The sequence below is a fragment of the Rhizobium sp. BT-226 genome (assembly GCF_025847085.2).
Classification (GTDB): Bacteria; Pseudomonadota; Alphaproteobacteria; order Rhizobiales; family Rhizobiaceae; genus Rhizobium; species Rhizobium sophorae.
The window spans coordinates 290,658-313,876 of record NZ_JAOYTI010000005.1 but is presented as its reverse complement, the minus strand read 5'-3'; the positions used below and the strand labels follow the sequence as shown (position 1 = coordinate 313,876).

Below are 23,219 nucleotides of genomic sequence, written 5' to 3'. Positions count from 1 at the left end.
CGAGATGACGGTGCATTTTATCGGCGCGGGGCCAGGTGCTGCGGATCTGATCACGGTTCGTGGCCGCGATCTCATCACCCGATGCCCGGTCTGCCTTTATGCCGGCTCGATCGTTTCGCCCGAACTGCTGCAATATTGCCCGCCGGGCGCACGCATCGTCGATACGGCGCCGATGTCGCTCGACGAGATCGAGGCAGAATATCTTCGCGCTGCCGCGGCCGACCAGGATGTCGCCCGGCTGCATTCCGGCGATCTCTCGGTCTGGAGTGCGGTCGCCGAACAGGTGCGCCGGCTGCAAAAACACGGCATCGACTATACGATGACGCCAGGCGTTCCGGCCTTCGCCGCCGCAGCCTCAGCCCTCGGCCGAGAGCTGACGATCCCCGCCGTGGCGCAAAGCCTGGTGTTGACCCGCGTTTCCGGCCGCGCGTCACCAATGCCCAACGACGAGACGCTGGCAAAATTCGGCGCGACGGGCGCCACGCTGGCGATCCATCTGGCCATCCACGCGCTGAAGCAAGTGGTGGAAGAATTGACGCCGCTTTACGGCGTCGACTGCCCGGTCGCCATCATCGTCAAGGCCTCCTGGCCGGACGAGCGCATCCTGTGCGGCACGCTCGCCGATATCGAGGCAAAGGTTGCGGCCGAACCGATCGAACGCACGGCGATCATCTTCGTCGGCCCATCGCTGGCAGTGGAAGATTTCCGCGAAAGCTCGCTCTACAATCCTGCCTATCAGCGTCGGTTCAGAGGTAGAGAGTAGCGTCAAGCGACCGCGCGGCTTTTAGACCCGCGCGCCGAGATACTCCATGCTGGCGCGAAGCGCGCCGGCCGGATCCTTCAGCGCATGAACTTCCGCTGCGAAGGGCTCGAAGGAGAACGGGCCGGCATAGCCCGCCTGCAGTAACGCCTTGATCTGCCCGGCATTGTCGAGCCGGTCGTCGCCGTCGACGAGCACGCGATGGGAATCGCGCATATCGGCAACGGAAACCGCGTGGTCGCTGACGCCCGAGATGTGCACGAGGCCGGAGAGCTCAGGGAAGGTCGCGGCTTCGCCGGCAAGGTGATGGTGGAAAGTATCGTGGACAAGCCTGAAGGTCGATTCCGCGCCGAGTTCCTTGATCGCCTCGGCCGCCTCGGTCTTCGAGCGCAGCGAGCAGATCTCGAAACCGAGCGGCTCGACGAGACCGATAATGCCGGCTTTCTCGAGCATCGGCTTCAGCGCGGCCAAAGACTGGCGCAGATTGACCTGCCGTTCGCCATCGGCGCAGCCCGTGCCGTCGTTCTTCGGCACGAGGACGAGCGCCTTGGCGCCCGACGCGCTGGCATAATCGATCAGTTCCTGCGCTTCGGCCGCCCTTGTCGCGTTCCACTCGTTGAAGCACTGCAGGGCATTGATCGAGATGATCGTCAGCCCATGGCGGGCGGCAGCCTCCTTGATCGCTTCGGGCTTGGTGCCGTCAAGGATGGCATTGCCGGAAAGGTCGTTGCGGATCTCGACGGCATCGATGCCGAGCGATCTGGCCAGTGCGAAAAAGTCGTCGATGGCGAGCGACGGTGCGGCCATGTGGTTGAGCGCAAAACGGATCGTAGTCATGATTGATATCTCCTCCTGATCTCCGCGTCACGGCGGAGCAGTCCTCGTGAATGGGTCAGCGAATCTCTATCGGAATTCGCGTCGCAATCCATCCGTCATTGCCGGCGCTCGCTTTCATTGCTGAGAGAATTTCCAACGAAATGACGGAATTCCATCATTGTTAGATGTTCTCAGAAATATGAATATCGAAAGGCAGGAAGAGCTGCCCGGGAACCGCCGTTTCGCCGTTTTCGATGGCGCTGGTCATCAGCACCATCAGCTCCTTGCAGAGGGCGGGCAGGGGGGTCCCGATCGCCATGGCGACGATATCGTCGGCAAGACCGGCTTTGCTGTCGGGGGTCAACTCGTTGACCACGAGCACGATCTTGCCGCCGACGCCTTCTTCGCGGAACGCCGAGATCGCCCCCTCCATGCCGCCGCCGCAGACATAGAGGCCGACGAGATCGGAATGTTTCTGCAGCAGCGTCAACGTCGCCTCATGGGTGATTTCGGCAGTCTCGAGATTGATAAGCGTGTCGACGACATCGAACTCCGGCGCATTCTCGCGAAAATAGGAGCGGAAGCCGATTTCCCGCAGCTCATGGCCGTGAAAGCGGTGGCTGCCGACGAAACAGGCAACCTTGCCGGGCTTCTTCGCCGTGCGCGCGATCGTCCAGGCGGCGGTGCGCCCGACCTTGCGGTTGTTGACGCCGACATAGGCGTCGCGCACGCCGGTGGCGAGATCGGAGAGCAGGGAAAACACCGGAATGCCGCGCTCCTTCAGCTCTTCGACCGCCGTCGTTACCGCCGGATAATCCGGACCGACGAGAGCAACAGCCTGGTTGCGGGCGCCGAGCGTCTTGATCTTTTCGACGATCGCAGCCGGTGTCGCGGCTGACGGAAAGTCGATCTGCGTCTGGATGCGCGCGGACGTCAGCGCGCGCGCTGCGGTTTCGATCTCACGCACGAAGCTCTGATAGAAGGGCTGCATCGGCTTCTGCAGCAGGAAGGCGAGCTTGTATTGCGGCAGATCCTCGAAGACGCGCTGCTTGATCAGCCCGACAGCGTGATAGCCGATCGATTGCGCCGCATCATAGACCCGTCGCGCTGTTTCCTCTCGCACCCGGTGGCGCGCATTGAGAACACGGTCGACGGTGGCGACGCTGACGCCGGAGGCGCGGGCGAGATCGGATATGGTGGGACGGCGCATGGGCGTTCCTGATGGATTCAATCATGAATGCAAGCCATTCATGATGGCTTTTGATAGATTATATCAAGCCTGCATTGAGCGCCCGCCAAAGTCAACCTATTCTCCCAGGCAAGGGCATAGCGGGAGGCGGATAATGGCGACCCAGACAAAGAAGCGTGACTACGACCTGCTCGGCGAAAGCGGCCGCACCGCCGTCGAGACGGGGCTGGCGGCAGCCGAATGGTATCACACCGACATTCCCCGCAAGGAGATGAAGGCGCTGATGCAGCGCTCCGATGCGCCGGCGATCCGTGACACCGTCATCTGGCTCGGCAGCATGGCGATCTTGGCCGGGCTCGGCATCTATTTCTGGGGCTCGTGGATCGCGCTGCCCTTCTTCCTCGCTTACGGCGTGCTCTACGGCTCGGCTTCGGATAGCCGCTGGCACGAATGCGGTCACGGCACCGCCTTCAAGACGCGCTGGATGAACGATGCCGTCTACCAGATCGCCTGCTTCATGATCATGCGCAATCCGGTGACCTGGCGCTGGAGCCATGCGCGCCATCATACCGATACGGTGATCGTCGGCCGCGATCCCGAGATCGCCGTCATGCGGCCGCCGGACCTCTTCCGGCTGGTGCTCAATTTCTTCGGCATCCTCGACGCCTGGCATGCGGTCGTCGACATGCTGCGCAATGCCTTTGGCGGCGTCAGCGCGGCGGAAAAGACCTTCATCCCGGAGATGGAGCAGCCAAAAGCGATCCGTTTCGCCCGCATCTGGCTGGCGATCTATGTCGCGACGATCGCAGCCGCCATCGCCATGGGCTCGCTCCTGCCGCTGATGCTGATCGGCCTGCCGCGCCTCTACGGCGCCTGGCACCATGTGCTGACCGGACTGCTGCAGCATGGCGGTCTTGCCGACAATGTCATCGACCACCGGCTGAACAGCCGTACGGTCTACATGAACCCCATCAGCCGCTTCATCTACTGGAACATGAACTACCACGTCGAACATCACATGTTTCCGATGGTGCCCTACCACGCGCTGCCCCAGCTGCACGCGATGATCAAGCACGACCTGCCGGCGCCGAACGCGTCGATCCTGTCCGGCTACCGCGAGATGATCCCGGCCTTCCTGCGCCAACTGCGCAACGAGGATTATTTCCTGAAGCGCGAATTGCCGGCCACCGCGCGGCCCTATCGCGAAGAATTCCACAACGAGCTGGCTCCGGCCGCGCAATAATCACAATCGAGGGAGGACAAGATGAGCGGAAACTGGATCCAGGTCTGCGGCAAGGACGAGATCGACGAAGAGGATGTCATCCGCTTCGATCACGACGGGCGCACCTTCGCGGTCTATCGCAGCCCGGACGACGAATTCTTCGCCACCGACGGGCTCTGCACGCATGAACATATCCATCTCGCCGACGGGCTCGTCATGGATGAGATCATCGAATGTCCGAAACATAACGGCCGCTTCAACTACAAGACGGGCGAAGCCAAGGGTGCGCCGGTCTGCGTCAATCTCAAGACCTATCCGGTCAAGATCGAAGACGGCGCCGTCTTCATCTCGCTCTGAGGGAGGCTGCTGTGACACATTTCGTTATCCTGGGCGCAGGCGAATGCGGGGCGCGCGCCGCCTTCGCCTTGCGGGAAAAGGGTTTTGACGGCGAGATCACGCTGGTTGGCGCCGAGCCTCTTCCGCCTTATGAACGGCCGCCGCTTTCGAAGGCCGGCTCCACCGATGCGGGCGATCCGAAATTCATCGCCGCGGCGGAAAAATACGCCGAAAACGGCATCCGGCTGCTGACCGGCCTCGAGGCAAAGGATCTCGATACCGCATCCAGGACCGTCACGCTTTCGGACGGCACCGTGCTTTCCTACGACAAGCTTCTGCTTGCGACGGGTGCGGCCGCGCGGTCATTCCCCGGCGCATCGGAAGGCAGCCGACATATTCGTTCGCTGCGGACGCATCACGATGCGGCGGCATTGCGCGATGTCATGAAGCCGGGGAAGCATATCGCCATCATCGGCGGCGGCTTCATCGGACTGGAACTTGCGGCCACGGCGCGGCTGCTCGGTGCCGAGGTCACCGTCATCGAGGGGCTGGAACGCGTGCTAAAGCGTGGCGTGCCGGCGGAGATCGCCCATCTGCTCACCGAGCGCCATCGCGCCGAGGGCGTCGATATCCGCTGCGGTGTCTCCATCGAGACGCTGACTGAGGAAAACGGAAAAGCCCTGATCAGATTGTCGACCGGCGAGGTGGTCGAAGCCGATCTCGTCCTTGTCGGCATCGGTGCACGGCCGAATATCGAGATCGCCGAAAGAGCGGGCCTTACCATCGACAATGGCATTGCCGTCGACACCTATCTCCAGACCTCCGCACCAGATGTCTTTGCCGCTGGCGATTGCTGCTCCTTTCCGCTGTCGATCTATGGTGGCCGGCGGGTGCGGCTCGAATCCTGGCGCAATGCCCAGGAGCAGGGCACATTGGCCGCGGCCAACATGCTCGGCCTTAACGAGGCCGTTTCGGCGGTGCCGTGGTTCTGGTCGGATCAATACGACATGACGCTGCAGATATCAGGCCTTGCTGAAGGAGCCATCACGCATCAGCGCCGCGAGCTCGGCGCAGGCGCCTTCATTCTCTTCCATCTCGACGCTGGCGGACGATTGATCGCTGCAAGCGGCATCGGGCCGGGCAATGCGGTGGCACGCGACATCCGCCTCGCCGAAATGCTGATCGCCGCGCGCGCCCATCCGAACCCGGCAGCACTCGCAGCCAGCGACATCAAGCTGAAATCCCTGCTGGCCGCCTGAGCCGCCCGATATTTTCAAAGGAATTGATGATGAAAAAACATAGACGCGCAACCGTTGCCGATCTGCTTGCGGAAAAGGGCAAGCGCCAGCTCACCATGTTGCGCGTCACCTCGCTGGAGGAGGCGGACGCCGCCGAAAAGGCCGGCATCGACATCGTCTCCGTGCCGCCCTCGCTGCTCGGGCCGGTCTTTCGCGAGATCGCCCCCACGCTCTTTGCCATTCCGGGGCTCGAATATGGCGATCACGTCTCGGCCGAGGACTATCTGCGTGCCGCCTTCGCGGCATTGAAGGCGGGCGGCGATGCGGTCTATTGCGCCGCCAGCCTCCAGACGATCCGGCGCATGCGCGACGAGGGCATCCCAGTCTGTGGCCATCTCGGGCTGATCCCGTCCAAGGCGACCTGGACCGGCGGCTTCCGCGCCGTCGGCAAGACGGCGGCAAGTGCGGCCGAGATCTGGCGGCAGACCAAGGCCCTGGAAGAGGCCGGCGCCTTCGCCGCCGAAATCGAAGTCGTGCCGGGCGATGTCGCTGCCGCCATCAGCAGCAACACCTCGATGCTGATGATCTCCATGGGCGCCGGCAGCGGCTGCGACGCCCAATATCTCTTCGCCGACGACGTGCTCGGCGCCAATCGTGATCACTATCCCCGCCATGCCAAGGTCTATCGCAATTTCGCCGCCGAACACGATCGGCTGCAGCGCGAACGCATCGCCGCCTTCACGGAGTTCGCCGAGGATGTCCGGACCGGCGCCTATCCGGAAAAGCGCCACAACGTCGGCATCGACGAGGCGGAGCTGAAGGTTTTCCTGGACAGGCTGAGAAGTGAGACGGGCAATAGCTAAGGGCAAACGCGCTCTCTTGTCTCGATGATGTGGGAAGCGCCGCAAAGGCGCTTCCTCTCCATTGGCTTCCGTCCCGGCCTGTGTCAGGAATTATCCGTTCGATTCATTCGGAACGGAGTATTCGGTCCCCTGTGACGATCGGCTTTGCGCATGCGGAATTGATTGCGGTGCTCGTCGCGGTGACGGAGGACGAACCGCGCGTCATGACCATCCGTTCCGGCAATGCGCTGCCGTCAGGCCCTTTCGAGATGGGGCATCGCACCCTGCAGTCGGGCTTGCGCGAATGGGTGCAGGAGCAGACGGAGCATCCCGTCGGTTATCTCGAACAGCTCTACACCTTCGCCGACCGCGACCGGAACAACGACATCCCGGGCGGGCGGACGATCTCGATCAGTTATCTCGGCCTCGTAAACGAGCAGTCGGGCGCCGGCCGGCCGGGATGGCATGGCTGGTACGAATATTTCCCCTGGGAAGACCACCGGCAGGGCCGGCCGGCCGTGCTTGACGAGATCATGGCGCGCCTGAGGAACTGGGCCGATGCCGATCCGGCAAGGCGTGACCATCGCCATCGCCGGGCGGATTTCACCTTCGGCCTCGACGGCGGCGGCTGGAACGAGGATCTGGCGCTGCAGCGCTACGAACTGCTTTACGAAGCAAGGCTCGTCGCGGAAGCCGGATGCGACGCGGAGGCCAATCTCGGCCGCGCAATGTTTGCCGATCACCGGCGTATTCTCGCGACCGGTATCGCCCGGCTACGCGCCAAGATCAAATACCGCCCCGTCGTCTTCGAGCTGATGCCGGAGAGTTTTACGCTGTTGAGGCTGCAGCGCACCATCGAGGCCTTGGCGGGACTGACGCTGCACAAGCAGAATTTCCGCCGCCTCATCGAACAGCAGGAACTGGTCGAGGAAACCGGCCGAACCGAAAGCGAAACCGGCGGCCGGCCGGCCAAGCTTTTCCGCTTCCGCCACACCGTGCTCGAAGAACGGGCGCTGGCCGGAACAAAATTACCGCTCTCTCGCAATTGACATATGCTCACCGTGAGAATATCTCTTTGCCTATGATATGCTCAGATAGAGCATAATTAGGAGCCGGTCATGAATCATCCTGTTTCCGCATCCTCGCTCTACGAGCGTGTCAGCCGCGTCATTCCCAAAGCCGAATGGCTGACATTCGAGAATGACGTCGACGCCATCCTCGAGCTCAAGCGCCGCCGCAACGCCGTCATTCTCGCGCACAACTATCAGACACCGGAGATCTTCCACGGCGTGGCCGATATCGTCGGCGACAGCCTGGCGCTCGCCCGCAAGGCGATCGAGGTCGACGCCGACGTCATCGTGCTTGCCGGCGTGCATTTCATGGCTGAAACCGCCAAGCTGCTGAACCCCGAGAAAACCGTGCTGATCCCGGATCTCGGCGCCGGCTGTTCGCTGGCGGATTCGATCACGCCCGCGGATATCGCGCTGCTGCGCCAGGTCCATCCCGGCGTGCCCATCGTCACCTATGTCAATACCTCGGCCGCGGTAAAGGCTGCCTCCGACATCTGCTGCACCTCGGGCAATGCCAAACAGGTAGTAGAATCGCTCGGCGTGCCGAAGGTGCTGATGATCCCGGACGAATATCTGGCGCGCAACGTCGCCCGCGAGACGAATGTCGAGATCATCGCCTGGCATGGCCATTGCGAGGTGCATGAACTCTTCACCGCCGAGGATGTGCGTCAGTTGCGCGAAAACCATCCGGGCGTGACCGTGCTCGCCCATCCCGAATGCCCGCCCGACGTCGTGGCCGAAGCCGATTTCGCCGGCTCCACCGCTGTCATGTCGGACTATGTCGGCCAGCAGAAGCCGGCGCGGGTCGTGCTGCTCACCGAATGCTCGATGAGCGACAATGTCGCCGTGCATCATCCCGATGTCGAGTTCATTCGACCCTGCCATCTCTGCCCGCATATGAAGCGGATCACCCTGGCCAACATCCGCGCCGCCCTCGAGGAGAACCGCCACGAGGTCACCGTCGATCCGGCAATTGCGGTGGCCGCGCGCCGCGCCGTCGAGAGGATGCTGGCGATATGACCGAGGTCCTCGACCATCTTGCCGGACGTACGGTGATCGTCGGCAGCGGGCTTGCCGGATTGATGACCGCGCTGACACTGGCGCCTGAACCCTCCGTGATCGTCACCCGCGCGGCCCTTGGCGCGGAGACGTCGAGCGCCTGGGCGCAGGGCGGCATCGCCGCCAGCGTCGGCGCCGACGACAGCGCGGCGCTGCATCTTGCCGATACGCTTGCGGCCGGTGACGGGCTCTGCGATCCGGTGGTCGCCGCCGACATCATCGCCGAGGCACCGGCGGCGATCGCCGCGCTGGAGCAAGCCGGCGTGCGTTTCGACCGGAATGCCGCCGGCGAACTCTCGCTCGGGCTGGAGGCGGCCCATAATCGCCACCGTATCGCCCATGCCGAGGGCGACGGCTCGGGTGCGGCGATCATCGCCGCGCTGATCGAGGCGGTGATGAAAACGCCAGCTATATCAGTGCTTGAAGGCTTCGAGGCGCGGCGGATTCTGATGGATGGCGAAAAGGTCGCCGGTCTGCTCTGCGCGACCGCGAAAGGCGCCGTCATTCTGCCGACAGCGAAGGTGGTGCTCGCCACCGGCGGCATCGGCGGGCTTTACGACGCGACCACCAATCCAATGGGCAATTTCGGCCAGGGGATCGCGCTGGCGGCAAGAGCCGGTGCAGCGCTCGCCGATATGGAATTCGTCCAGTTCCATCCGACCGCGCTCGATTCACGCCGCCGGCCGCTGGCGTTGGTCAGCGAGGCGGTGCGCGGCGAGGGGGCTTTGCTCGTCAACGAACGCGGCGAACGGTTCATGGCCCGCATATCCGGCGCCGAGCTTGCGCCGCGCGACGTGGTGGCTCGAGCGATCAGCGCCGAAATCGCCCGTGGCGGACGAGCCTTCCTCGATGCCCGCGCTGCTCTCGGCAGCCGCTTTGCCGCCCGCTTTCCTGTCATCTCCGCCCTTTGCGGCGAGGCCGGCATCGATCCGGCGAAAGACCTCATTCCGGTTCGCCCGGCCGTTCACTATCACATGGGCGGTGTGGCCACGGATGCAAATGGCCGCAGCTCGGTTCCCGGTCTCTGGGTCGCGGGAGAGGCGGCCTCGACCGGCCTGCACGGCGCAAACCGGCTTGCCAGCAATTCGCTGCTGGAGGCGGCTGTCATGGGCATGCGGGCGGCGCGCAACATATCAGGCATGCCGGGAAGTGGTACCGGCACCATCTCCGCCGGGAGTCTCCCGACGCCGGCCGATTCGTCATTCGTGCGGCCGATCGTCTCGCGCCATCTCGGCGTGCTGCGCAATGCCGGCGCCATTCATGGCGCGATCGCCGCCCTGCTGCCGATTGCCGAAGGCAGCGGCCCTGCCGCCGATCCGGCCATCGTCGCGCTCTCGGTCGCCGTCTTTGCCAGCCTGCGGATGGAATCGCGCGGCGCCCATGCCCGCACCGATTTTCCGCTGAAGCTCACCAACGCCAACCGGCGCCAGATGTGCCTTTCCGACGTTCTGGAGATCGCCCGAGCGACCCCGCCCTATGCCCTTGCAAGGAGTGCCTGAGATGAGCCTCGTTCCCCTCCCGCGCCTGATCGTCGAACCCTTGGTGCGGGCCGCCCTGCTCGAAGATCTCGGCCTTGCCGGCGACATCACCTCGGCCTCGGTCATCCCCCACGATCACCGCTCGACGGTGGTAATGGCGGCCCGCCAGCCGGGCGTGATCGCCGGGCTCGATGCCGCCGAACTCGCCTTCACCCTCGTCGATCCCGAGATCGTCATGTGCCGCCATCTCCAGGACGGCGATGCGGTCAAGCCCGGCGACGTGATCGCCACCATCGAAGGCCCGTCGCGTGGCCTGCTGAGCGGCGAGCGCACCGCGCTGAATTTCCTCGGCCATCTCTCAGGTATCGCCACGGTAACGGCAGGCATCGCCGCCGCCATCCGCGGCACCAAGGCTTCCGTCGCCTGCACGCGGAAGACGACGCCGGGGCTGAGGGCGTTGGAGAAGTATGCGGTGCGAGCAGGCGGCGGTATGAACCACCGTTTCGCCCTTTATGACGCGGTGCTGATCAAGGACAATCACCTCGCCATCGCCGGCAGCGTCACTGAGGCGATCCGCCGAGCGCGGGCAGGCGTCGGTCATCTGGTGAAGATCGAGGTCGAAGTGGATACGCTCGATCAGCTACGCGAAGCGATGGAGACCGGTGTCGACGCCGTTCTGCTCGACAATATGACGCCGGATCAGCTGCGCGAGGCCGTCGCCATCGTCGCCGGCCGGGCCATCACCGAGGCATCCGGCCGGGTCACCCCGGTAACGGCCGCCGCAATCGCGGCTTCCGGCGTCGACCTCATTTCGGTCGGCTGGCTGACGCACAGCGCGCCGGTGCTGGACATCGGGCTCGATATCCTCGAAGCCGCGATCGCAACGGACACAAGCTCGAAACGGATCGCACAGGTTCTGTGATCTAGGCCCGCTTCGGCTGGGCCTCCTTTTCGCTGTCGAATTCCAGCAGCTCGATTATCACGCCGAGATGGGCACCGTCGTAATAGGCATAACATCCGTGGCCGCCATCGACCCGATTATTCAAGCCCTTGTGAGAGCGATGTTCAACGCCGGGCATGATCTCACGCTTTTGCAGCGTCGCAGGATCGAAGCTTGTCGGTGATCATCACTCGCGGCGCGCGCCATTTGAAACCGTCCAGATGTGGGTCGATCACAAGAAAAATGCGCCGGAAAACGCAGATGCAAGCTGAAGGTGCGACAAGAAAATTACGAGCTAAGCGCTCTAAATATTAGAACGCTTATTTCTTCAGCCGCCGCCCCACTCGATTGCAGAGGAATTTCTCCTTTTATTTCAATCATCTTGCTGAAGATCCTGCTCACTTCAACCTCAATTCCGTCAATTTCGCCTGTTTTTTCAGCACAAGAATTGAAGCGTTTAAAATCTTGCAGAACGCCGGATATTCATGAGACAAAAGACCTGCGAGTAGAAGCGGTCTGAGCCTCGGTTCTGGACATTGCTCGACGGGTAAATCTGTCGAGGAGGTGTCCTAATGCAGGGAAAAACCAGCCATTTCGCCCCGACATCCGCAGAGATCGACGCGGGAGCTGATCACCTTCGCGCGCAGCGTTGCTTTGCATGCCTGAGCAGCAAGCGTCCTGAAAAACGCGATTGCGCAATTGCCAGGCTCGTCGCGGATGGCTTCGACCCGGAGCGCGTCGCCAATCACTATCCGTCCTTAAAAACCGAACACCAATTGCGAAAGGTCGACCCATGTCCCGCACCAAGCTTGCCTTCTATGCACTTGCCGCAACCCTTTCTGCCGGCGCCGCCCCCGCCGCCGACAAGGTGATCTTTCAGCTCGATTGGCTGCCGGGTGGCGACAAGGCGCCGATCTACGTTTGCATTCAGGAAGGTTTCTGTTCGGACGCCGGCCTTGAGGTGGAGATTGCCTCCGGTCGCGGCTCGACCGACGCCATCTCGCGCCTTGCCTCCGCGTCCTCCGATATCGGTATTTCCGATATCGGCGCCCTGATGGCCGCCCGCGCCAATGAAGGCGTGAAGGTGACCGCCGTCATGTCGCTGTTCAACAAGGGGCCGCATGCCTTCTACGTCGCCAAGGGCGGTTCGATCGCAAGCGTCGCTGACGTCAAGGGCAAGACGATCGCGACGTCGCCCTTCACGTCGTCGAATGTCTACCTGCCGCTGGTCCTCAAGGATGCCGGCATCGACATGGCGGATATCAAGCTCATCAAGGCCGATCCCGGTGCACTCGGCCCGCTGCTGATGACCGGCAATGCCGACGGCATCATCGCCTGGATGACCGACCTGACGCGCTACAGCAACCAAGGCAAGGAAGCTGGCAAGGAGATCGTTGCCCTGCCATGGTCGGCAGCCGGGCTCGAGCTTTATTCCGCATCTCTCATCGCCAGCGACGATTTCCTCGCCAAGCGTCCGCAGGTCGCCGCCAGCTTTGTCGCCGCCTACAAGAAATCCGTCGAATTCGCCAAGGAGAATCCGGAGAAGGCTGCCGCTGCTGTCACCGCCATCGTACCGGAACTCGGCTCGGAAGATGTCCAGGGTTCGCTGAAGGACACGCTGCCGTTGATCTTCAACGAGGTGACGGAAAAGGACGGCCTCGGTGCCTTCGAAACCGCCCGCCTCGCCGAAACCTGGCGCCGTGTCTCTGAAGCGCAGGACATCGATCCGGCCAAGCTCGATCCGGAAACCATGGTCAACCGCACCTTCGCCGTAACCGAGTAACCGCCATGGCGATGCCCGCTATCCGTTTCGACAGGCTGGGACAGGTTTTCGAAACCCGGTCCGGGCGCACGGAAGCCCTGCGCGACGTCAGTTTCGATGTGGCCCGGCATGAATTTGTCTCGATCCTTGGCCCTTCGGGCTGCGGGAAATCGACCCTGCTGCGCATGATCGCCGGCCTGTTGAAGCCGACGTCCGGCTCGGTAGATGTCTTCGATCTGCCGGTGACGGCCCCGCGTGACGACATCGGGATCGTCTTCCAGAAGCCGACGCTGCTTCCCTGGGCGACTGTCGAGGACAATGTCGTGTTTCCCGCCCGCCACAAGACCGGCCGGGTAACGGCAGAGGAGCGCGGGCGGGCTGGTGAATTGCTGAGCATGGTCGGGCTTGCCGGCTTCGAGAAACGCCTGCCGGACGAACTGTCCGGCGGCATGCAGCAGCGTGTCGGCATCGCCCGCGCGCTGCTCATGGACCCGGATATCCTGCTGATGGACGAACCCTTCTCGGCGCTGGATGCCCTGACGCGCGAGGTGATGGGCTTCGATCTGCTGCGCATCTTTTCCGAACGTCCGAAGACCGTGGTCTTCATCACCCACTCCGTCGGCGAGGCGGCGCTTCTGTCCGACCGCGTTTTGGTGATGACCGGACGACCGGGCTCGATCCTGACCGAAGTCACCGTTCCCGTCGGCCGGCCACGCGGCCCCGAAACTGCAAAGGACAAGGCGATCCATGACCTCTCCGATTACCTCCGCGATCTCCTCCTCACCCGTCACGCGGCGTGAGGCCATGCAGAGCCGTACACCGGTCGCGCTCCTCAAGCGGGTGCTGGCGTTGCCGGGCATCACGACCGCCGCGGCCCTGATCGGCACGGTGCTGCTATGGGAAGCGGCGGCGCGGCTCCTGTCGATCCCGACCTATCTGCTGCCGCCGCCAAGCGCGATCCTCGGCTCGTTCTCCTCCATCGGCTTCGAGCGCTGGATCGGTCACATCGCCGCGACGTTGCGGGTGGCGCTGATCGGTTATGCGATGTCCATCGTTATCGCCATACCGCTCGCGGTGGTCATGATGCGCTCGCCATTCCTGTCGCGAACGCTCTATCCGCTGCTCGTCGTAGTGCAGTCGACGCCGGTGGTGGCGATTGCGCCGATCATCATCGTCGTGCTCGGGGCCGGCGATGCGCCACGCATCGTTATCACCTGTCTCATTACCTTCTTTCCGCTCGTCGTCTCTACCGCAACGGGCCTTGCGGCAACCCCGCCGGAGCTGATCGAGCTGTCGCGAAGCCTGCGCGCCTCGGGCTTCCGCGAGATCACCCAGATACGCCTGCCGTTTGCGGTGCCCTACATCTTCTCGGCGCTGAAAATCTCGATCACGCTAGCCGTCATCGGCGCCGTGGTTGCGGAGTTCTGCGCATCCGAAGCCGGCGTCGGCTATTTCATCCAGCTGTCGACCTCCCTGTTCAAGCTGCCACAGGCCTGGGCCGGCTTGCTGCTGCTTGCCGCCATGTCGCTCTTGCTATTTCAGGCCGTGGTCCTGGCGCAGAAGCTTCTCTTTCCCTGGAGCCTGCCGAAAAACGGCTGAACCCATCCGGAGTAGAAGCAGTCGGGCCCCGCCCGGACATTGCTCCTCAATCGCCGGTTCGCCGGCATTCACCTAAGGAGAATAGTATGAATATCCAGACAGACACCCTCGCGGAACTCGCCAAGGAAGCGACCATCGGCGGCATGGGCACGACCGTTGACCGGGAAATCCCCGTCATCGACCTTTCTGACTTCGACAACCGCAAGCACGAGATCGCCGATGCGCTCTGGCAGGCCTCGGTCGATATCGGTTTCTTCCAGGTCTACAATCACGGCATCGCCCAGGACGATATTGACGCGGCTTTCAACACGGCCTGGACATTCTTCGAACTGCCGGCGGAGGTCAAGGCGAGAACCCCGATGCCGAAGGGCATCAATGCCGGCTGGGAATTCAAGGCGCAGGTCCGCCCCTCCACCGGCACGCCGGATAACAAGGAGAGCTTCCAACTCACCCGGCCGGACATGATCCGCCTCAACCTGTGGCCGAGCGAAGACGATCTTCCGGGCTTCCGGGAAAAGATGCTCCGCTTCGAGCGCCAGAACTGGGAACTCGGCATGCGCATCCTCTCCTGCTTCGCGCTGAAGATGGGCTTTGCTGAGGATTTCTTCACCAAGGCGCATGACCCCTCTTCGGACCAGTATCAATCGACCCTGCGCCTCATCCACTACATGTCGATGGAAGGCGCCAAGCCGGAAGACTTCACGTCGTGGCGTGCCGGCGCGCATTCGGACTTCGATTGCTTGACCATCCTTCACCAGAAGGAGGGCGAAGGCGGGCTCCAGGTGTGCCCGGGCAAGGATGCAGCCCTGAAGGAATGGACGGATGTTCCGCCGCGCAAGGGCTACATCACCTGCAACATCGGCGACATGCTGATGCGCTGGTCGGACGACCAGCTGCAGTCGACGCTGCACCGGGTGCGCATGCCGCGCGAGAATGAGTATATGGGCCGCCGACTGTCCCTGCCCTTCTTCTGCCAGGCAAACCGCGATGCCGTCATTGAGGGTCCGCTCGGCAAATACGAGGCGATCACCGCCGGCGAATACCTGACCCGGCGCATCAACGCCAATTTCGCCAGGAAGTGACGTTGTAGATGGTCCGTTGCGGTGACATCGTGGAACAGTCAATCCGACTCCCGTCAGGCAACGGACCCATCATGCTTCATGGACGCGCGCTGCGTTATATCGACGAGGTGGCCCGACAGGGCTCCATCCGCAAGGCGGCAAAGACATTGCATGTCGCCGCCTCTGCGGTGAACCGCTATATCCTGGACCTTGAGGAAGAGCTGCAGGCACCCATTTTCGAGCGCCTGCCGCGCGGCCTGAAACTCACGAGTTCCGGAGAGATCCTCATCCAGCACATTCGCGAGACACTGCAGGCGCATCAGCGGATGCGGGCGCAGATCCAGTCCCTCAAGGGGCTCAATCGAGGCGAAGTGGTGTTGGCGACCATGGCAACGCTCGCGGCGGGCCGGATTGCCGAGATCGTTGCAGCTTACCGGGAAAAACATCCGCAGGTTAGTCTGCGGATCATGGTCGGCGACCGGACGACTGTTGCGGAGATGGTTGCGCTCGGCCAGGCCGATCTCGCCATTGCCTACAACCTGCCGGATGATACCCGGCTGCAACGTGCCGCCGAATTCCGCCATGCGCTGGGGGCCGTGGTCGCGCCCGCCCATCCCCTCGCAAACCGCAAGACCGTGCGCATGTCCGATTGCCTGCTCTATCCGCTGGTTCTGGCGGATCGATCGCTGTCGCTGCGCGAGGTCGTCGAGGCAACTGCCCCGGCGCGTGCCACCCTTGTTCCCGTCGTAGAGACCAATTCGATGGAACTGATGAAGCGCCTTGCCCGGACAACGCCTCACATCACCTTCCTCAACCGGCTCGACGTCGACCGCGAAATGGCGACTGGCGACCTGGTCTTCATTCCGCTGACGGGAACCGGCTCGCTGCAACGGCTCAATATACTCCACCGCGCCCGCGGCTCGCTTTCGCCCGCCGGCAGCCATTTCATGCAATTCGCCCAGGAGCGTCTGCTCGCCTCGTTCGACGAGAACTGACCGCTCGGCAACCCATCCAATCGAGACCCACCATGAACGATCTTTCCCTGTTTCCCAGCCTTGCCGCCCGTCTGGCGAGACCGGAGCGCATTCGTCTTGCGAAGGCGCGCGTCCCGGTCGCGCTGCTTGCAAATGACGTGCCTGGTGGTGCGGAGGTGGACCGGGACGGTTCCGCCTTCGTCGACATTCTGGTCGAGAACGGCAGGATCGCTGCAATAACGCCGTCCCTTGCCGTTGGTGGCGAAGATGCAGTCGCACTCGACGGCCGCCATGTCTGGCCGCTTCTGATCGACGCGCACGCCCATCTCGACAAGGGCCACACCATGGGACGTGCGCCCGATTCCGGCGGCACGCATCCCGGCGCGCGCGCCGCGACGACGGCGGACCGCCTTGCCCACTGGAATGCCGACGACCTCCTGCGACGGATGGAATTCGGTCTTGCAACGGCCGACGCCCATGGCGTGGCCGCTATCCGCACCCATCTCGACAGTCACGAGGGGCAGGCGGAAATCACCTGGAGCGCGTTTGCCGAAATGCGCGAACGTTGGAAAGGCTGCATCACCTTGCAGGCTGCCGGCCTCGTGCCGCTCGATGCCTATCGCGACGACTATGGCGCCCGGCTTGCCGATATCGTTGCCGTCCACGGCGGCTTGCTCGGCGGCGTCACCCGCGCCTCCGGGGGCACCCATGGGTCAGGCCTCGACGATATCGACCTGCTGCTCGACCGGTTGTTTGCGCTGGCGAAGGAGCGGGAACTCGATATCGATCTACATGTCGACGAGGCGGCACAGGCCGATGCCCTGCCGCATGTGGCGCGTGCCGCCATTCGCCACGGCTACGAGGGGCGCGTTACGTGCGGCCACTGCTGTTCGCTTGCGCTTCTGGGCGAGCAAGAATTGCGCGACACGATCGCGCTGATCGCCGATGCCGGCCTCTCGATCATCACGCTGCCAACCGTCAACATGTATCTCCAGGATCGCGAAGACGGCCGCACGCCGCGCTGGCGCGGGGTCACGCCCGTGCAGGAATTGCAGGCGGCTGGCATTCCGGTCGCCGCTGCCGGCGACAATTGCCGCGATCCGTTCTTCGCCTACGGCGATCACGACATGCTGGACACCTGGCGGCAAGCGGTGCGCATCCTGCATCTCGACCACCCTTACGCGGATGCGCCCGCTCTTGCCGGCCCGGCACCCGCTGGCATCATGGGCATCGACGCCGGTACGATCGGCGTCGATCGTCCGGCAGACCTGATGATCCTGGAAGCCTGGAGCCTCGACCAGGTTATCGCCCGTCCGCACTCCGACCGCGTCCTCCTCCGCAAGGGGATCTTCGCCAACAGGACATTGCCCTCCTACAGTATGCTCACAGATTTCCAGACCGCTTGAGCCGCTCTCTCGGAAACAAAAAAGGGGACCCGCGAAGCCCACGTCAAGGCGCTTGGCCTGTAGCGCAGCGGCGATTTTGGTCGGGGACAGCCTGTGATACGGGCCGTCGATAGCTTAATAACCTGCCGCCAGGGAACGCAAAACGCCTACCATCCAAAATATCGGCAAAGCATCTTCTCGGCGAGCGACATGCGAAAATGCAAATAATCGCTGAAATTTCTTCTTTTTATAGCAAAGCCGCTATGCGCGGCGGCTTTATAGCTTTAACATGATTTCTTGACCGCCGGTGCGCTTGTGCGCCTTGGCTTTCAGGGGTGAGAACCGAGATGCGATGGACATCCGGCAGATGCTGACGAACAGGCTGTGCCTGCTCGGAAGACCGCGATTGATGGCGGCGGGGAAGGAACTCCCCTTGCCGGAGAAGTCTTATTTTCTCCTCGCCATGCTCGCCGCCGAACCCAATTTCGAACTCGACCGCGAAACCGTCAGGCGGCAGCTCTGGCAATCGGAACTGCCGGAAAAACGGGCCGGCAGCCTGCGCCAGCTGCTGGCGCGCATCGAACAAAGCATTCCCGCCGGCCTTCCACCGCTGCTTGCCGCGACCCGAACCCATATCGGCCTTGCCGATGGCTGGGAGGTCGACGTTCATATCCTGAAACAGAAAGGGCCGCTCGCACCCGAAGACGGCGACCTGCTGAATGGCGAATTGCTCGAAGGCGTCAAATCGCCGACGCAGGGCGCCGAGGACTGGCTGACCTTTGAGCGCCAGCGGGTCGACGAGTTGCGCTCGGCCCATCTCGCCCGGCTGGTCGAGACATCAGAAGACAGATCGGATGAAGATCAGGTCACGCTTGCCAAGCGCCTGCTGGAACTCGACTCTGCCAGTGAGACGGCCTATCGCGCCTTGATGCGCACCTATGTCAGGATGAACGATCCGGCAGCGGCGCGTCAGGCCTATCTGAAGTGCAAGAGCCAGCTGAAGGACGACTTCGACACCGAGCCGGAAGAAAGCACCACCGCTCTTGCCCGCGAACTGAACCTGGTGCCGGCGGCACAGGCGACGTCAGGGCATTCCCAGCCGGCGCCGGAGCTGTCCGTCAATTCGGTCGGCCAGCCGCGCATCATCATCCTGCCGCCGGAAAGCATCTTCACCGATCCGCTGATGGAGCGCGTCGGCAGGGCGCTTCTCGAAGACGTCACCATCGGTCTCAGCCAGCAGCGCGGCTTCAAGGTGATCGCGGCGCATACGAGCCTGGAAATCCTCAGCCGTTCGATCGATCCCTCCCGCGCCGTGCCCGGTCCGCTCGACCTCAGCTTCGACTATGCGGTCTACGTCACCATCCAGGGCCGCGACGAGGATGTCTATGCGACCTGCCGGCTGACGCGGACGACGACTTCGGAAGTGATCTGGGCCATCGAGCTGCCGCTGGTCATGCAGAAGATCAGCGAATCCTTCGCGCATCTGACGCGGCGGATCGTCTCCTCGCTTGCCGACACGATCGAGCGCCACGAACTGGCGATACCGATCGGCGAGGCGCCGCCGTCCGCCTACCGTCTCTACCTGGAAGGCAAGCGGCTGATCGCCCAGACCGACCTGCAGCATCTGCGCCAGGCGCGCAAATGGTTCAAATCCTCGCTCAATCGTTATGAACATTTCTCCGCAGCCCATGCAGGCATGTCACGCGCGCTCGGCATGGAATGGCTGATCCGCGGCATGCGGGACAAGGAACTGCTCGACGAGGCGAACGGTGCTGCCCGGCAGGCGCAGCAGTCCGACCCGAACAGCGGCCGGGCCTATCGCGAGCTCGGCTTCGTGGCGCTTTATCGGCGCCGCTTCGACGAAAGCCTGGAATATTTCCAGCAGGCCCAGGATCTCAATCCCAACGATGCCGACATCCTGGCCGACTATGCCGACGCGCTTTCCCATGATGGCGATTTCGATCGAGCGCTGGAGCTCAGCCGCGCTGCCTTCAAACTCAATCCGCTGCCGCCGGACTATTATTACTGGAACCTCGGCGGCATCCACTTCATGCGCGAAGAATATGAAATGGCGATCGAGGCGCTGGAACCGGTGAAGGCGAAGCAGGCAACGGCCCGTCTGCTCGCCGCCTCGCATGCCATGGCAGGCGATACGAGCAAGGCCAGGAATTACGCCAGGGTGGTGCTGGAAAACTTCCCCGATTTCCGCAGTGAGGACATTCGTCACTTCGTCCCAGATCGCGATCCCGCCTATACGGAACCGTTGATACAGGGCCTGCAACTTGCCGGACTTCCCTGATGCACCGCCTTTTAATGAAGCCTGTAACGCTTAAATGACGCAGGCAATGTTTCCCTCCGAAGGTTAACGGCAGCAAGGCGCTGCCTAACCAATCGGAGATGAAACATGAAGACGAATGCTGACACCACCGCAGCTCAGACACAGTCACTGCGCTTCTCTGCAGCCGCCAAGGCAGCCATGAAGCAGGACGAGCTCAACGTTTCCGCCAATGCGCTCGAGAGCCTGACACATGCGCTGAGGTTCCGCTAAGGAACAAATCGGTATGTCTGCTTTCACCGACCTTGAAACGCTTGCCGGTGACCTCAAACGATCATCGGCCGGCGTCAGCGACTATCATGACCGCGCCGTCACGCCGGCTCAGACATTGGCAGCAATCAGGCCGCATCTGCGCGAATTCGGCATTACGCGCGTCGGTCTGCTGACCGCACTCGACGTTCTGAACATCCCCGTCGCCTTTGCAACGAGGCCGAACAGCCATACGCTCTCGGTGTTTCAGGGCAAGGGCATCGACAATGATGCCGCCATGGCCTCGGCGGCCATGGAGGCGGTCGAGACGCGGATCGCCGAAATCGCCCCCGCCGACCTGACGCAGGCGACGGTAGAGAGCATGCGGGCGGAGCGTGCCGCGATGATCGATCTCGACAATGTCGCACGCTGCGCCCCCGACGAAATCGGCAGCAGTCCTATTCCGTGGTGCTCAGGGCTCGACATTCTTTCCGGCGGCAGCGTCTTCGTGCCCTGGTGGCTCGTCGGTCTCGACCATCGCGGCGAGAGGCCACCGGGCTTCGAGCAGTCGAGCGATGGGCTTGCCTCCGGCAACACGCCGTCCGAGGCGGTTCTGCATGGGCTTTGCGAGCTGGTGGAGCGCGACGCCTGGGCCTTGACCCAGCTGAAATCGCCTGAGCGCCTCAAGGAGAGCCGCATCGACCCCGCCTCCTTCGGCGATGCGGTCATCGACGTCATGACAGACCGGATCTCCCGCGCCGGTATGAAACTGCTGCTGCTCGACATGACGACCGATATCGGCGTTCCCGCTTTTCTGGCCGTCATCATGCCAGGCAATCTTTCCGACCGTGTCGATGCGCGCTGGTCGCATGTCTGCGGCGGCTGCGGCTGCCACCCCGATCCCGTGCGCGCCGCGCTGCGCGCCATCACCGAAGCGGCTCAGAGCCGGCTGACCGCGATTGCCGGCAGCCGCGACGATTTCTCGCCGCGCATCTATCAGCGGTTCGACAAGAGTGCGGCGATGCAGCAGGTGGTCGAACTCTGCGAGGGCGACGGCCGGATGCGCTCGTTCCAGGCTCGCGATCGCCGCCCGGCGACGATCCAGGACACTATCGGTGATATTGCCGGCCGGCTGGCGGCGACCGGCATCGAACAGATCGTCGTCGTGCCATTCCCGCATCGAGCCCTGCCGGTTTCCGTCGTCAGGGTGATCGTGCCGGGACTGGAGGTCGATATCTCAGGCCAATACGTCCAGCTCGGCCTGCGCGCGGTCAACACCATCAGAGGAGCCGAATCATGAAGGTGCTGTTCGTCGGCCCGAGCCTTGGCAGCGATCTTGCCGCGGCAAGAGCCATGTCCCCCGGCATCGATTTCCGGCCGCCGGCCGCCTGCGGCGACATCTTGAAGGCCATTCAGGACGGCGCCACCGCGATCGGTCTCGTCGACGGCTATTTCGGCGATCTGCCTTCGGTCTGGCACAAGGAAATTCTTTACGCACTCGAACACGATGTCGCCGTTGCCGGCGGCGCCAGCATGGGCGCGCTGCGGGCAGCCGAATGCGCCCCCTTCGGCATGGTCGGGCTCGGCTCGATCTTCGAAGATTACGAGTCCGGGCGGCTGCTCGACGATGAGGCCGTCGCCCTGGTGCATGCGCCGCAGGAGCTTGGCTGGCTGCCGCTTTCCGTGCCCTGGGTCGATTTCGAGCCGACGATCGATGCGCTTTACGCCAAAGGCGAGATTTCGCCCGGCGAGCGCAAGAAGCTATTGCTTGCCGGCCGTTTCCTGCATTTTTCCGAGCGCACCTATGCGAAGGTGGCCGACGAGTGCCATTTCCGCAAGCCGCGCCGCGACCACATCCTCGCCGCCATCCGCAAGAACCGCGTCGAGCGCAAGCGCAACGACGCGCGACTGGTATTGGAATGGCTGCGCCGGGACAGATTCCTCCCCGTCAACCGTGACTGGCACTTTGCCGCAACCTCGCACTGGGAGCTCCTGCACGCCGAAGTCACGCGCAATGCGGTTGCTGTAACGCTTGAATAACGGTCGCGGCGGAAAGATGCACTGGTGATGGAATCGTAGGGTTCCACGGCCAAAGAGGGCGGGAACGATGTTTGAACAACACAACGAAGGTACAGGCAGCGAATACGCAAGGATCTTCCGGCTGCTGTCGGCAGCCAAGGAGGAGGCTGAAAAGCTTCAGCTGCGTAACCTGATGCACCTGACGAACATGGCGCTGCTGCAGGTCGTCATCGATTGGGACGGCATAGATCCCGACAGGGAGCTTGACGTCAATCTCGAGAAGCTGCTCGGCAGCAAAGCCAAGATCGCAATGAAGGATGCCAGCGAGAACCTAATCCTGATCGATCGCCATTGATCCTCATGCGGTCCGTTGGGATTGCGTGAAGGGCCGGTTTATTCGGCCGCTTCAGTATCCAACTGTTCGGTGTTGGCAATCGCCTGGACGAGCTTCAGGATCTTCTTGCGCAGAGCTTCGTTCTTGATCGAAAAGAACGCCGCATTGAGAAGGACGCCTTCGCGCGAAATAACGAATTCCTCGCTCGGAGCGGGGTTGTCGTTCGCCGTATCAGGGGTCGACAGGTCGTCGAAAAATGTCCTGACATCGACCTTCAGCGCGCCGGCGATTTCGACCAGCATGCTGGCGGAAACGCGGTTGGAGCCCTTTTCGTATTTCTGGATCTGCTGGAACGTTACGCCCACACGATCGCCCAGTTCCGTCTGAGAAACTTTCCTCAACAGACGCTGGATACGGATCGTCTTTCCGACGTGAACATCGACGGAATGCGGTTCTTCTTTCATCTCATTTCCCTTCTGAAGGCAGCGGACAGGGAGTTATTCGCCATATCCGTGTCAACAACTTTTAGCCGAGATAAATAAGGCTAGCAATTGCTTGCATGTAGATAGAGTTAAGCCCGAAAATCTGGCCTTTTTGTCCCGGAATGGTAC

At 62.8% G+C, this 23,219-nt stretch carries 23 protein-coding genes and 1 pseudogene; 20 read left to right on the top strand and 4 right to left on the bottom strand.

Annotated elements, in window-relative coordinates:
• Positions 1-4: 4 nt before the first annotated feature.
• The gene (cobM, locus tag OIU37_RS28525; RefSeq protein WP_180696840.1) at positions 5-763 is read left to right on the top strand and encodes a precorrin-4 C(11)-methyltransferase; all 759 of its coding nucleotides are present in this window, start codon (positions 5-7) and stop codon (positions 761-763) included.
• 21 nt (positions 764-784) lie between these two features.
• Here cobM and OIU37_RS28520 read toward each other — a convergent pair whose 3' ends face one another.
• Together OIU37_RS28520 and OIU37_RS28515 are read right to left on the bottom strand one after the other, a co-directional pair.
• A complete protein-coding gene (locus OIU37_RS28520) occupies positions 785-1,597 on the bottom strand; it encodes a TIM barrel protein (protein WP_264259357.1) in 813 nt (270 codons plus the stop codon).
• Positions 1,598-1,757: 160 nt separating this feature from the next.
• On the bottom strand, positions 1,758-2,786 hold the full coding sequence (locus OIU37_RS28515; RefSeq protein WP_264259356.1) for a LacI family DNA-binding transcriptional regulator: 1,029 nt from the start codon (positions 2,784-2,786) through the stop codon (positions 1,758-1,760).
• A gap of 133 nt (positions 2,787-2,919) precedes the next feature.
• On the opposite strand from OIU37_RS28515, the gene OIU37_RS28510 reads away from it, so the two are divergent.
• The 8 genes from OIU37_RS28510 (at position 2,920) to nadC (ending at position 10,932) form a co-directional block, all read left to right on the top strand.
• Positions 2,920-4,008 carry a fatty acid desaturase family protein gene (locus OIU37_RS28510; RefSeq protein WP_264259355.1) on the top strand — a complete coding sequence of 363 codons (1,089 nt, stop codon included), beginning with the start codon at positions 2,920-2,922 and terminating at the stop codon, positions 4,006-4,008.
• 21 nt (positions 4,009-4,029) lie between these two features.
• Positions 4,030-4,344 carry a MocE family 2Fe-2S type ferredoxin gene (locus OIU37_RS28505; protein ID WP_028758296.1) on the top strand — a complete coding sequence of 105 codons (315 nt, stop codon included), beginning with the start codon at positions 4,030-4,032 and terminating at the stop codon, positions 4,342-4,344.
• A gap of 11 nt (positions 4,345-4,355) precedes the next feature.
• Positions 4,356-5,582, top strand: a complete 1,227-nt coding sequence (locus tag OIU37_RS28500) for an NAD(P)/FAD-dependent oxidoreductase (RefSeq protein WP_180696836.1) — start codon at positions 4,356-4,358, stop codon at positions 5,580-5,582.
• A gap of 26 nt (positions 5,583-5,608) precedes the next feature.
• The gene (locus OIU37_RS28495) at positions 5,609-6,424 is read left to right on the top strand and encodes a 3-methyl-2-oxobutanoate hydroxymethyltransferase (protein WP_180696835.1); all 816 of its coding nucleotides are present in this window, start codon (positions 5,609-5,611) and stop codon (positions 6,422-6,424) included.
• Positions 6,425-6,453: 29 nt separating this feature from the next.
• Entirely contained in the window at positions 6,454-7,452 is a 999-nt protein-coding gene (locus tag OIU37_RS28490; protein ID WP_180696834.1) for a hypothetical protein, read from the top strand.
• 69 nt (positions 7,453-7,521) lie between these two features.
• A complete protein-coding gene (gene nadA, locus OIU37_RS28485; RefSeq protein ID WP_180696833.1) occupies positions 7,522-8,493 on the top strand; it encodes a quinolinate synthase NadA in 972 nt (323 codons plus the stop codon).
• Positions 8,490-10,031, top strand: a complete 1,542-nt coding sequence (locus OIU37_RS28480; protein WP_180696832.1) for an L-aspartate oxidase — start codon at positions 8,490-8,492, stop codon at positions 10,029-10,031. The genes nadA and OIU37_RS28480 overlap by 4 nt, the downstream gene beginning before the upstream one ends.
• On the top strand, positions 10,009-10,932 hold the full coding sequence (gene nadC, locus OIU37_RS28475) for a carboxylating nicotinate-nucleotide diphosphorylase (RefSeq protein WP_264259354.1): 924 nt from the start codon (positions 10,009-10,011) through the stop codon (positions 10,930-10,932). The genes OIU37_RS28480 and nadC overlap by 23 nt, the downstream gene beginning before the upstream one ends.
• A gap of 97 nt (positions 10,933-11,029) precedes the next feature.
• On the opposite strand, the pseudogene OIU37_RS28470 reads toward nadC, so the two are convergent.
• A pseudogene (locus OIU37_RS28470) lies at positions 11,030-11,150 on the bottom strand (IS6 family transposase); the annotation flags it as partial.
• A gap of 593 nt (positions 11,151-11,743) precedes the next feature.
• On the opposite strand from OIU37_RS28470, the gene OIU37_RS28465 reads away from it, so the two are divergent.
• The 11 genes from OIU37_RS28465 (at position 11,744) to OIU37_RS28415 (ending at position 22,629) form a co-directional block, all read left to right on the top strand.
• The gene (locus tag OIU37_RS28465; RefSeq protein WP_180696830.1) at positions 11,744-12,733 is read left to right on the top strand and encodes an ABC transporter substrate-binding protein; all 990 of its coding nucleotides are present in this window, start codon (positions 11,744-11,746) and stop codon (positions 12,731-12,733) included.
• Positions 12,734-12,738: 5 nt separating this feature from the next.
• Positions 12,739-13,512 (top strand): ABC transporter ATP-binding protein, encoded by a 774-nt coding sequence (locus OIU37_RS28460; protein ID WP_180696829.1) that lies wholly within the window; start codon positions 12,739-12,741, stop codon positions 13,510-13,512.
• A gap of 4 nt (positions 13,513-13,516) precedes the next feature.
• Positions 13,517-14,311, top strand: coding sequence for an ABC transporter permease (locus OIU37_RS28455; protein WP_180696979.1), 795 nt, complete (start codon positions 13,517-13,519; stop codon positions 14,309-14,311).
• 86 nt (positions 14,312-14,397) lie between these two features.
• Positions 14,398-15,393 (top strand): isopenicillin N synthase family oxygenase, encoded by a 996-nt coding sequence (locus OIU37_RS28450; RefSeq protein WP_180696828.1) that lies wholly within the window; start codon positions 14,398-14,400, stop codon positions 15,391-15,393.
• 71 nt (positions 15,394-15,464) lie between these two features.
• On the top strand, positions 15,465-16,367 hold the full coding sequence (locus OIU37_RS28445) for a LysR family transcriptional regulator (protein WP_171604933.1): 903 nt from the start codon (positions 15,465-15,467) through the stop codon (positions 16,365-16,367).
• 32 nt (positions 16,368-16,399) lie between these two features.
• Complete coding sequence (locus OIU37_RS28440) at positions 16,400-17,752, top strand: cytosine deaminase (RefSeq protein WP_180696827.1); 1,353 nt, start codon at positions 16,400-16,402, stop codon at positions 17,750-17,752.
• Between the two features lie 331 nt (positions 17,753-18,083).
• Positions 18,084-20,030, top strand: coding sequence for a BTAD domain-containing putative transcriptional regulator (locus OIU37_RS28435; protein WP_180696826.1), 1,947 nt, complete (start codon positions 18,084-18,086; stop codon positions 20,028-20,030).
• 105 nt (positions 20,031-20,135) lie between these two features.
• Positions 20,136-20,279, top strand: a complete 144-nt coding sequence (locus OIU37_RS28430) for a hypothetical protein (RefSeq protein WP_012763602.1) — start codon at positions 20,136-20,138, stop codon at positions 20,277-20,279.
• A 13-nt stretch (positions 20,280-20,292) separates the two neighbouring features.
• A complete protein-coding gene (locus OIU37_RS28425; RefSeq protein WP_264259353.1) occupies positions 20,293-21,555 on the top strand; it encodes a YcaO-like family protein in 1,263 nt (420 codons plus the stop codon).
• The gene (locus tag OIU37_RS28420) at positions 21,552-22,295 is read left to right on the top strand and encodes a TfuA-like protein (protein ID WP_180696823.1); all 744 of its coding nucleotides are present in this window, start codon (positions 21,552-21,554) and stop codon (positions 22,293-22,295) included. The genes OIU37_RS28425 and OIU37_RS28420 overlap by 4 nt, the downstream gene beginning before the upstream one ends.
• 67 nt (positions 22,296-22,362) lie before the next feature.
• A complete protein-coding gene (locus tag OIU37_RS28415; RefSeq protein ID WP_004668299.1) occupies positions 22,363-22,629 on the top strand; it encodes a hypothetical protein in 267 nt (88 codons plus the stop codon).
• Between the two features lie 38 nt (positions 22,630-22,667).
• Here OIU37_RS28415 and OIU37_RS28410 read toward each other — a convergent pair whose 3' ends face one another.
• Positions 22,668-23,072, bottom strand: a complete 405-nt coding sequence (locus tag OIU37_RS28410; protein ID WP_171604928.1) for a helix-turn-helix domain-containing protein — start codon at positions 23,070-23,072, stop codon at positions 22,668-22,670.
• Positions 23,073-23,219: the final 147 nt, after the last annotated feature.

Bases quoted from the DNA above. Each gene is read 5' to 3' on its own strand.
- OIU37_RS28505 (WP_028758296.1), top strand. From the start codon at position 4,030: ATGAGCGGAAACTGGATCCAGGTCTGCGGCAAGGACGAGATCGACGAA.
- OIU37_RS28445 (WP_171604933.1), top strand. From the start codon at position 15,465: ATGCTTCATGGACGCGCGCTGCGTTATATCGACGAGGTGGCCCGACAG.
- OIU37_RS28520 (WP_264259357.1), bottom strand. From the start codon at position 1,597: ATGACTACGATCCGTTTTGCGCTCAACCACATGGCCGCACCGTCGCTC.
- OIU37_RS28455 (WP_180696979.1), top strand. From the start codon at position 13,517: ATGCAGAGCCGTACACCGGTCGCGCTCCTCAAGCGGGTGCTGGCGTTG.
- OIU37_RS28435 (WP_180696826.1), top strand. From the start codon at position 18,084: ATGGACATCCGGCAGATGCTGACGAACAGGCTGTGCCTGCTCGGAAGA.
- OIU37_RS28465 (WP_180696830.1), top strand. From the start codon at position 11,744: ATGTCCCGCACCAAGCTTGCCTTCTATGCACTTGCCGCAACCCTTTCT.
- OIU37_RS28515 (WP_264259356.1), bottom strand. From the start codon at position 2,786: ATGCGCCGTCCCACCATATCCGATCTCGCCCGCGCCTCCGGCGTCAGC.
- OIU37_RS28450 (WP_180696828.1), top strand. From the start codon at position 14,398: ATGAATATCCAGACAGACACCCTCGCGGAACTCGCCAAGGAAGCGACC.
- OIU37_RS28495 (WP_180696835.1), top strand. From the start codon at position 5,609: ATGATGAAAAAACATAGACGCGCAACCGTTGCCGATCTGCTTGCGGAA.
- nadC (WP_264259354.1), top strand. From the start codon at position 10,009: ATGCCCTTGCAAGGAGTGCCTGAGATGAGCCTCGTTCCCCTCCCGCGC.
- nadA (WP_180696833.1), top strand. From the start codon at position 7,522: ATGAATCATCCTGTTTCCGCATCCTCGCTCTACGAGCGTGTCAGCCGC.
- OIU37_RS28460 (WP_180696829.1), top strand. From the start codon at position 12,739: ATGGCGATGCCCGCTATCCGTTTCGACAGGCTGGGACAGGTTTTCGAA.
- OIU37_RS28480 (WP_180696832.1), top strand. From the start codon at position 8,490: ATGACCGAGGTCCTCGACCATCTTGCCGGACGTACGGTGATCGTCGGC.
- OIU37_RS28440 (WP_180696827.1), top strand. From the start codon at position 16,400: ATGAACGATCTTTCCCTGTTTCCCAGCCTTGCCGCCCGTCTGGCGAGA.
- OIU37_RS28420 (WP_180696823.1), top strand. From the start codon at position 21,552: ATGAAGGTGCTGTTCGTCGGCCCGAGCCTTGGCAGCGATCTTGCCGCG.
- OIU37_RS28425 (WP_264259353.1), top strand. From the start codon at position 20,293: ATGTCTGCTTTCACCGACCTTGAAACGCTTGCCGGTGACCTCAAACGA.
- OIU37_RS28430 (WP_012763602.1), top strand. From the start codon at position 20,136: ATGAAGACGAATGCTGACACCACCGCAGCTCAGACACAGTCACTGCGC.
- OIU37_RS28415 (WP_004668299.1), top strand. From the start codon at position 22,363: ATGTTTGAACAACACAACGAAGGTACAGGCAGCGAATACGCAAGGATC.
- cobM (WP_180696840.1), top strand. From the start codon at position 5: ATGACGGTGCATTTTATCGGCGCGGGGCCAGGTGCTGCGGATCTGATC.
- OIU37_RS28510 (WP_264259355.1), top strand. From the start codon at position 2,920: ATGGCGACCCAGACAAAGAAGCGTGACTACGACCTGCTCGGCGAAAGC.
- OIU37_RS28410 (WP_171604928.1), bottom strand. From the start codon at position 23,072: ATGAAAGAAGAACCGCATTCCGTCGATGTTCACGTCGGAAAGACGATC.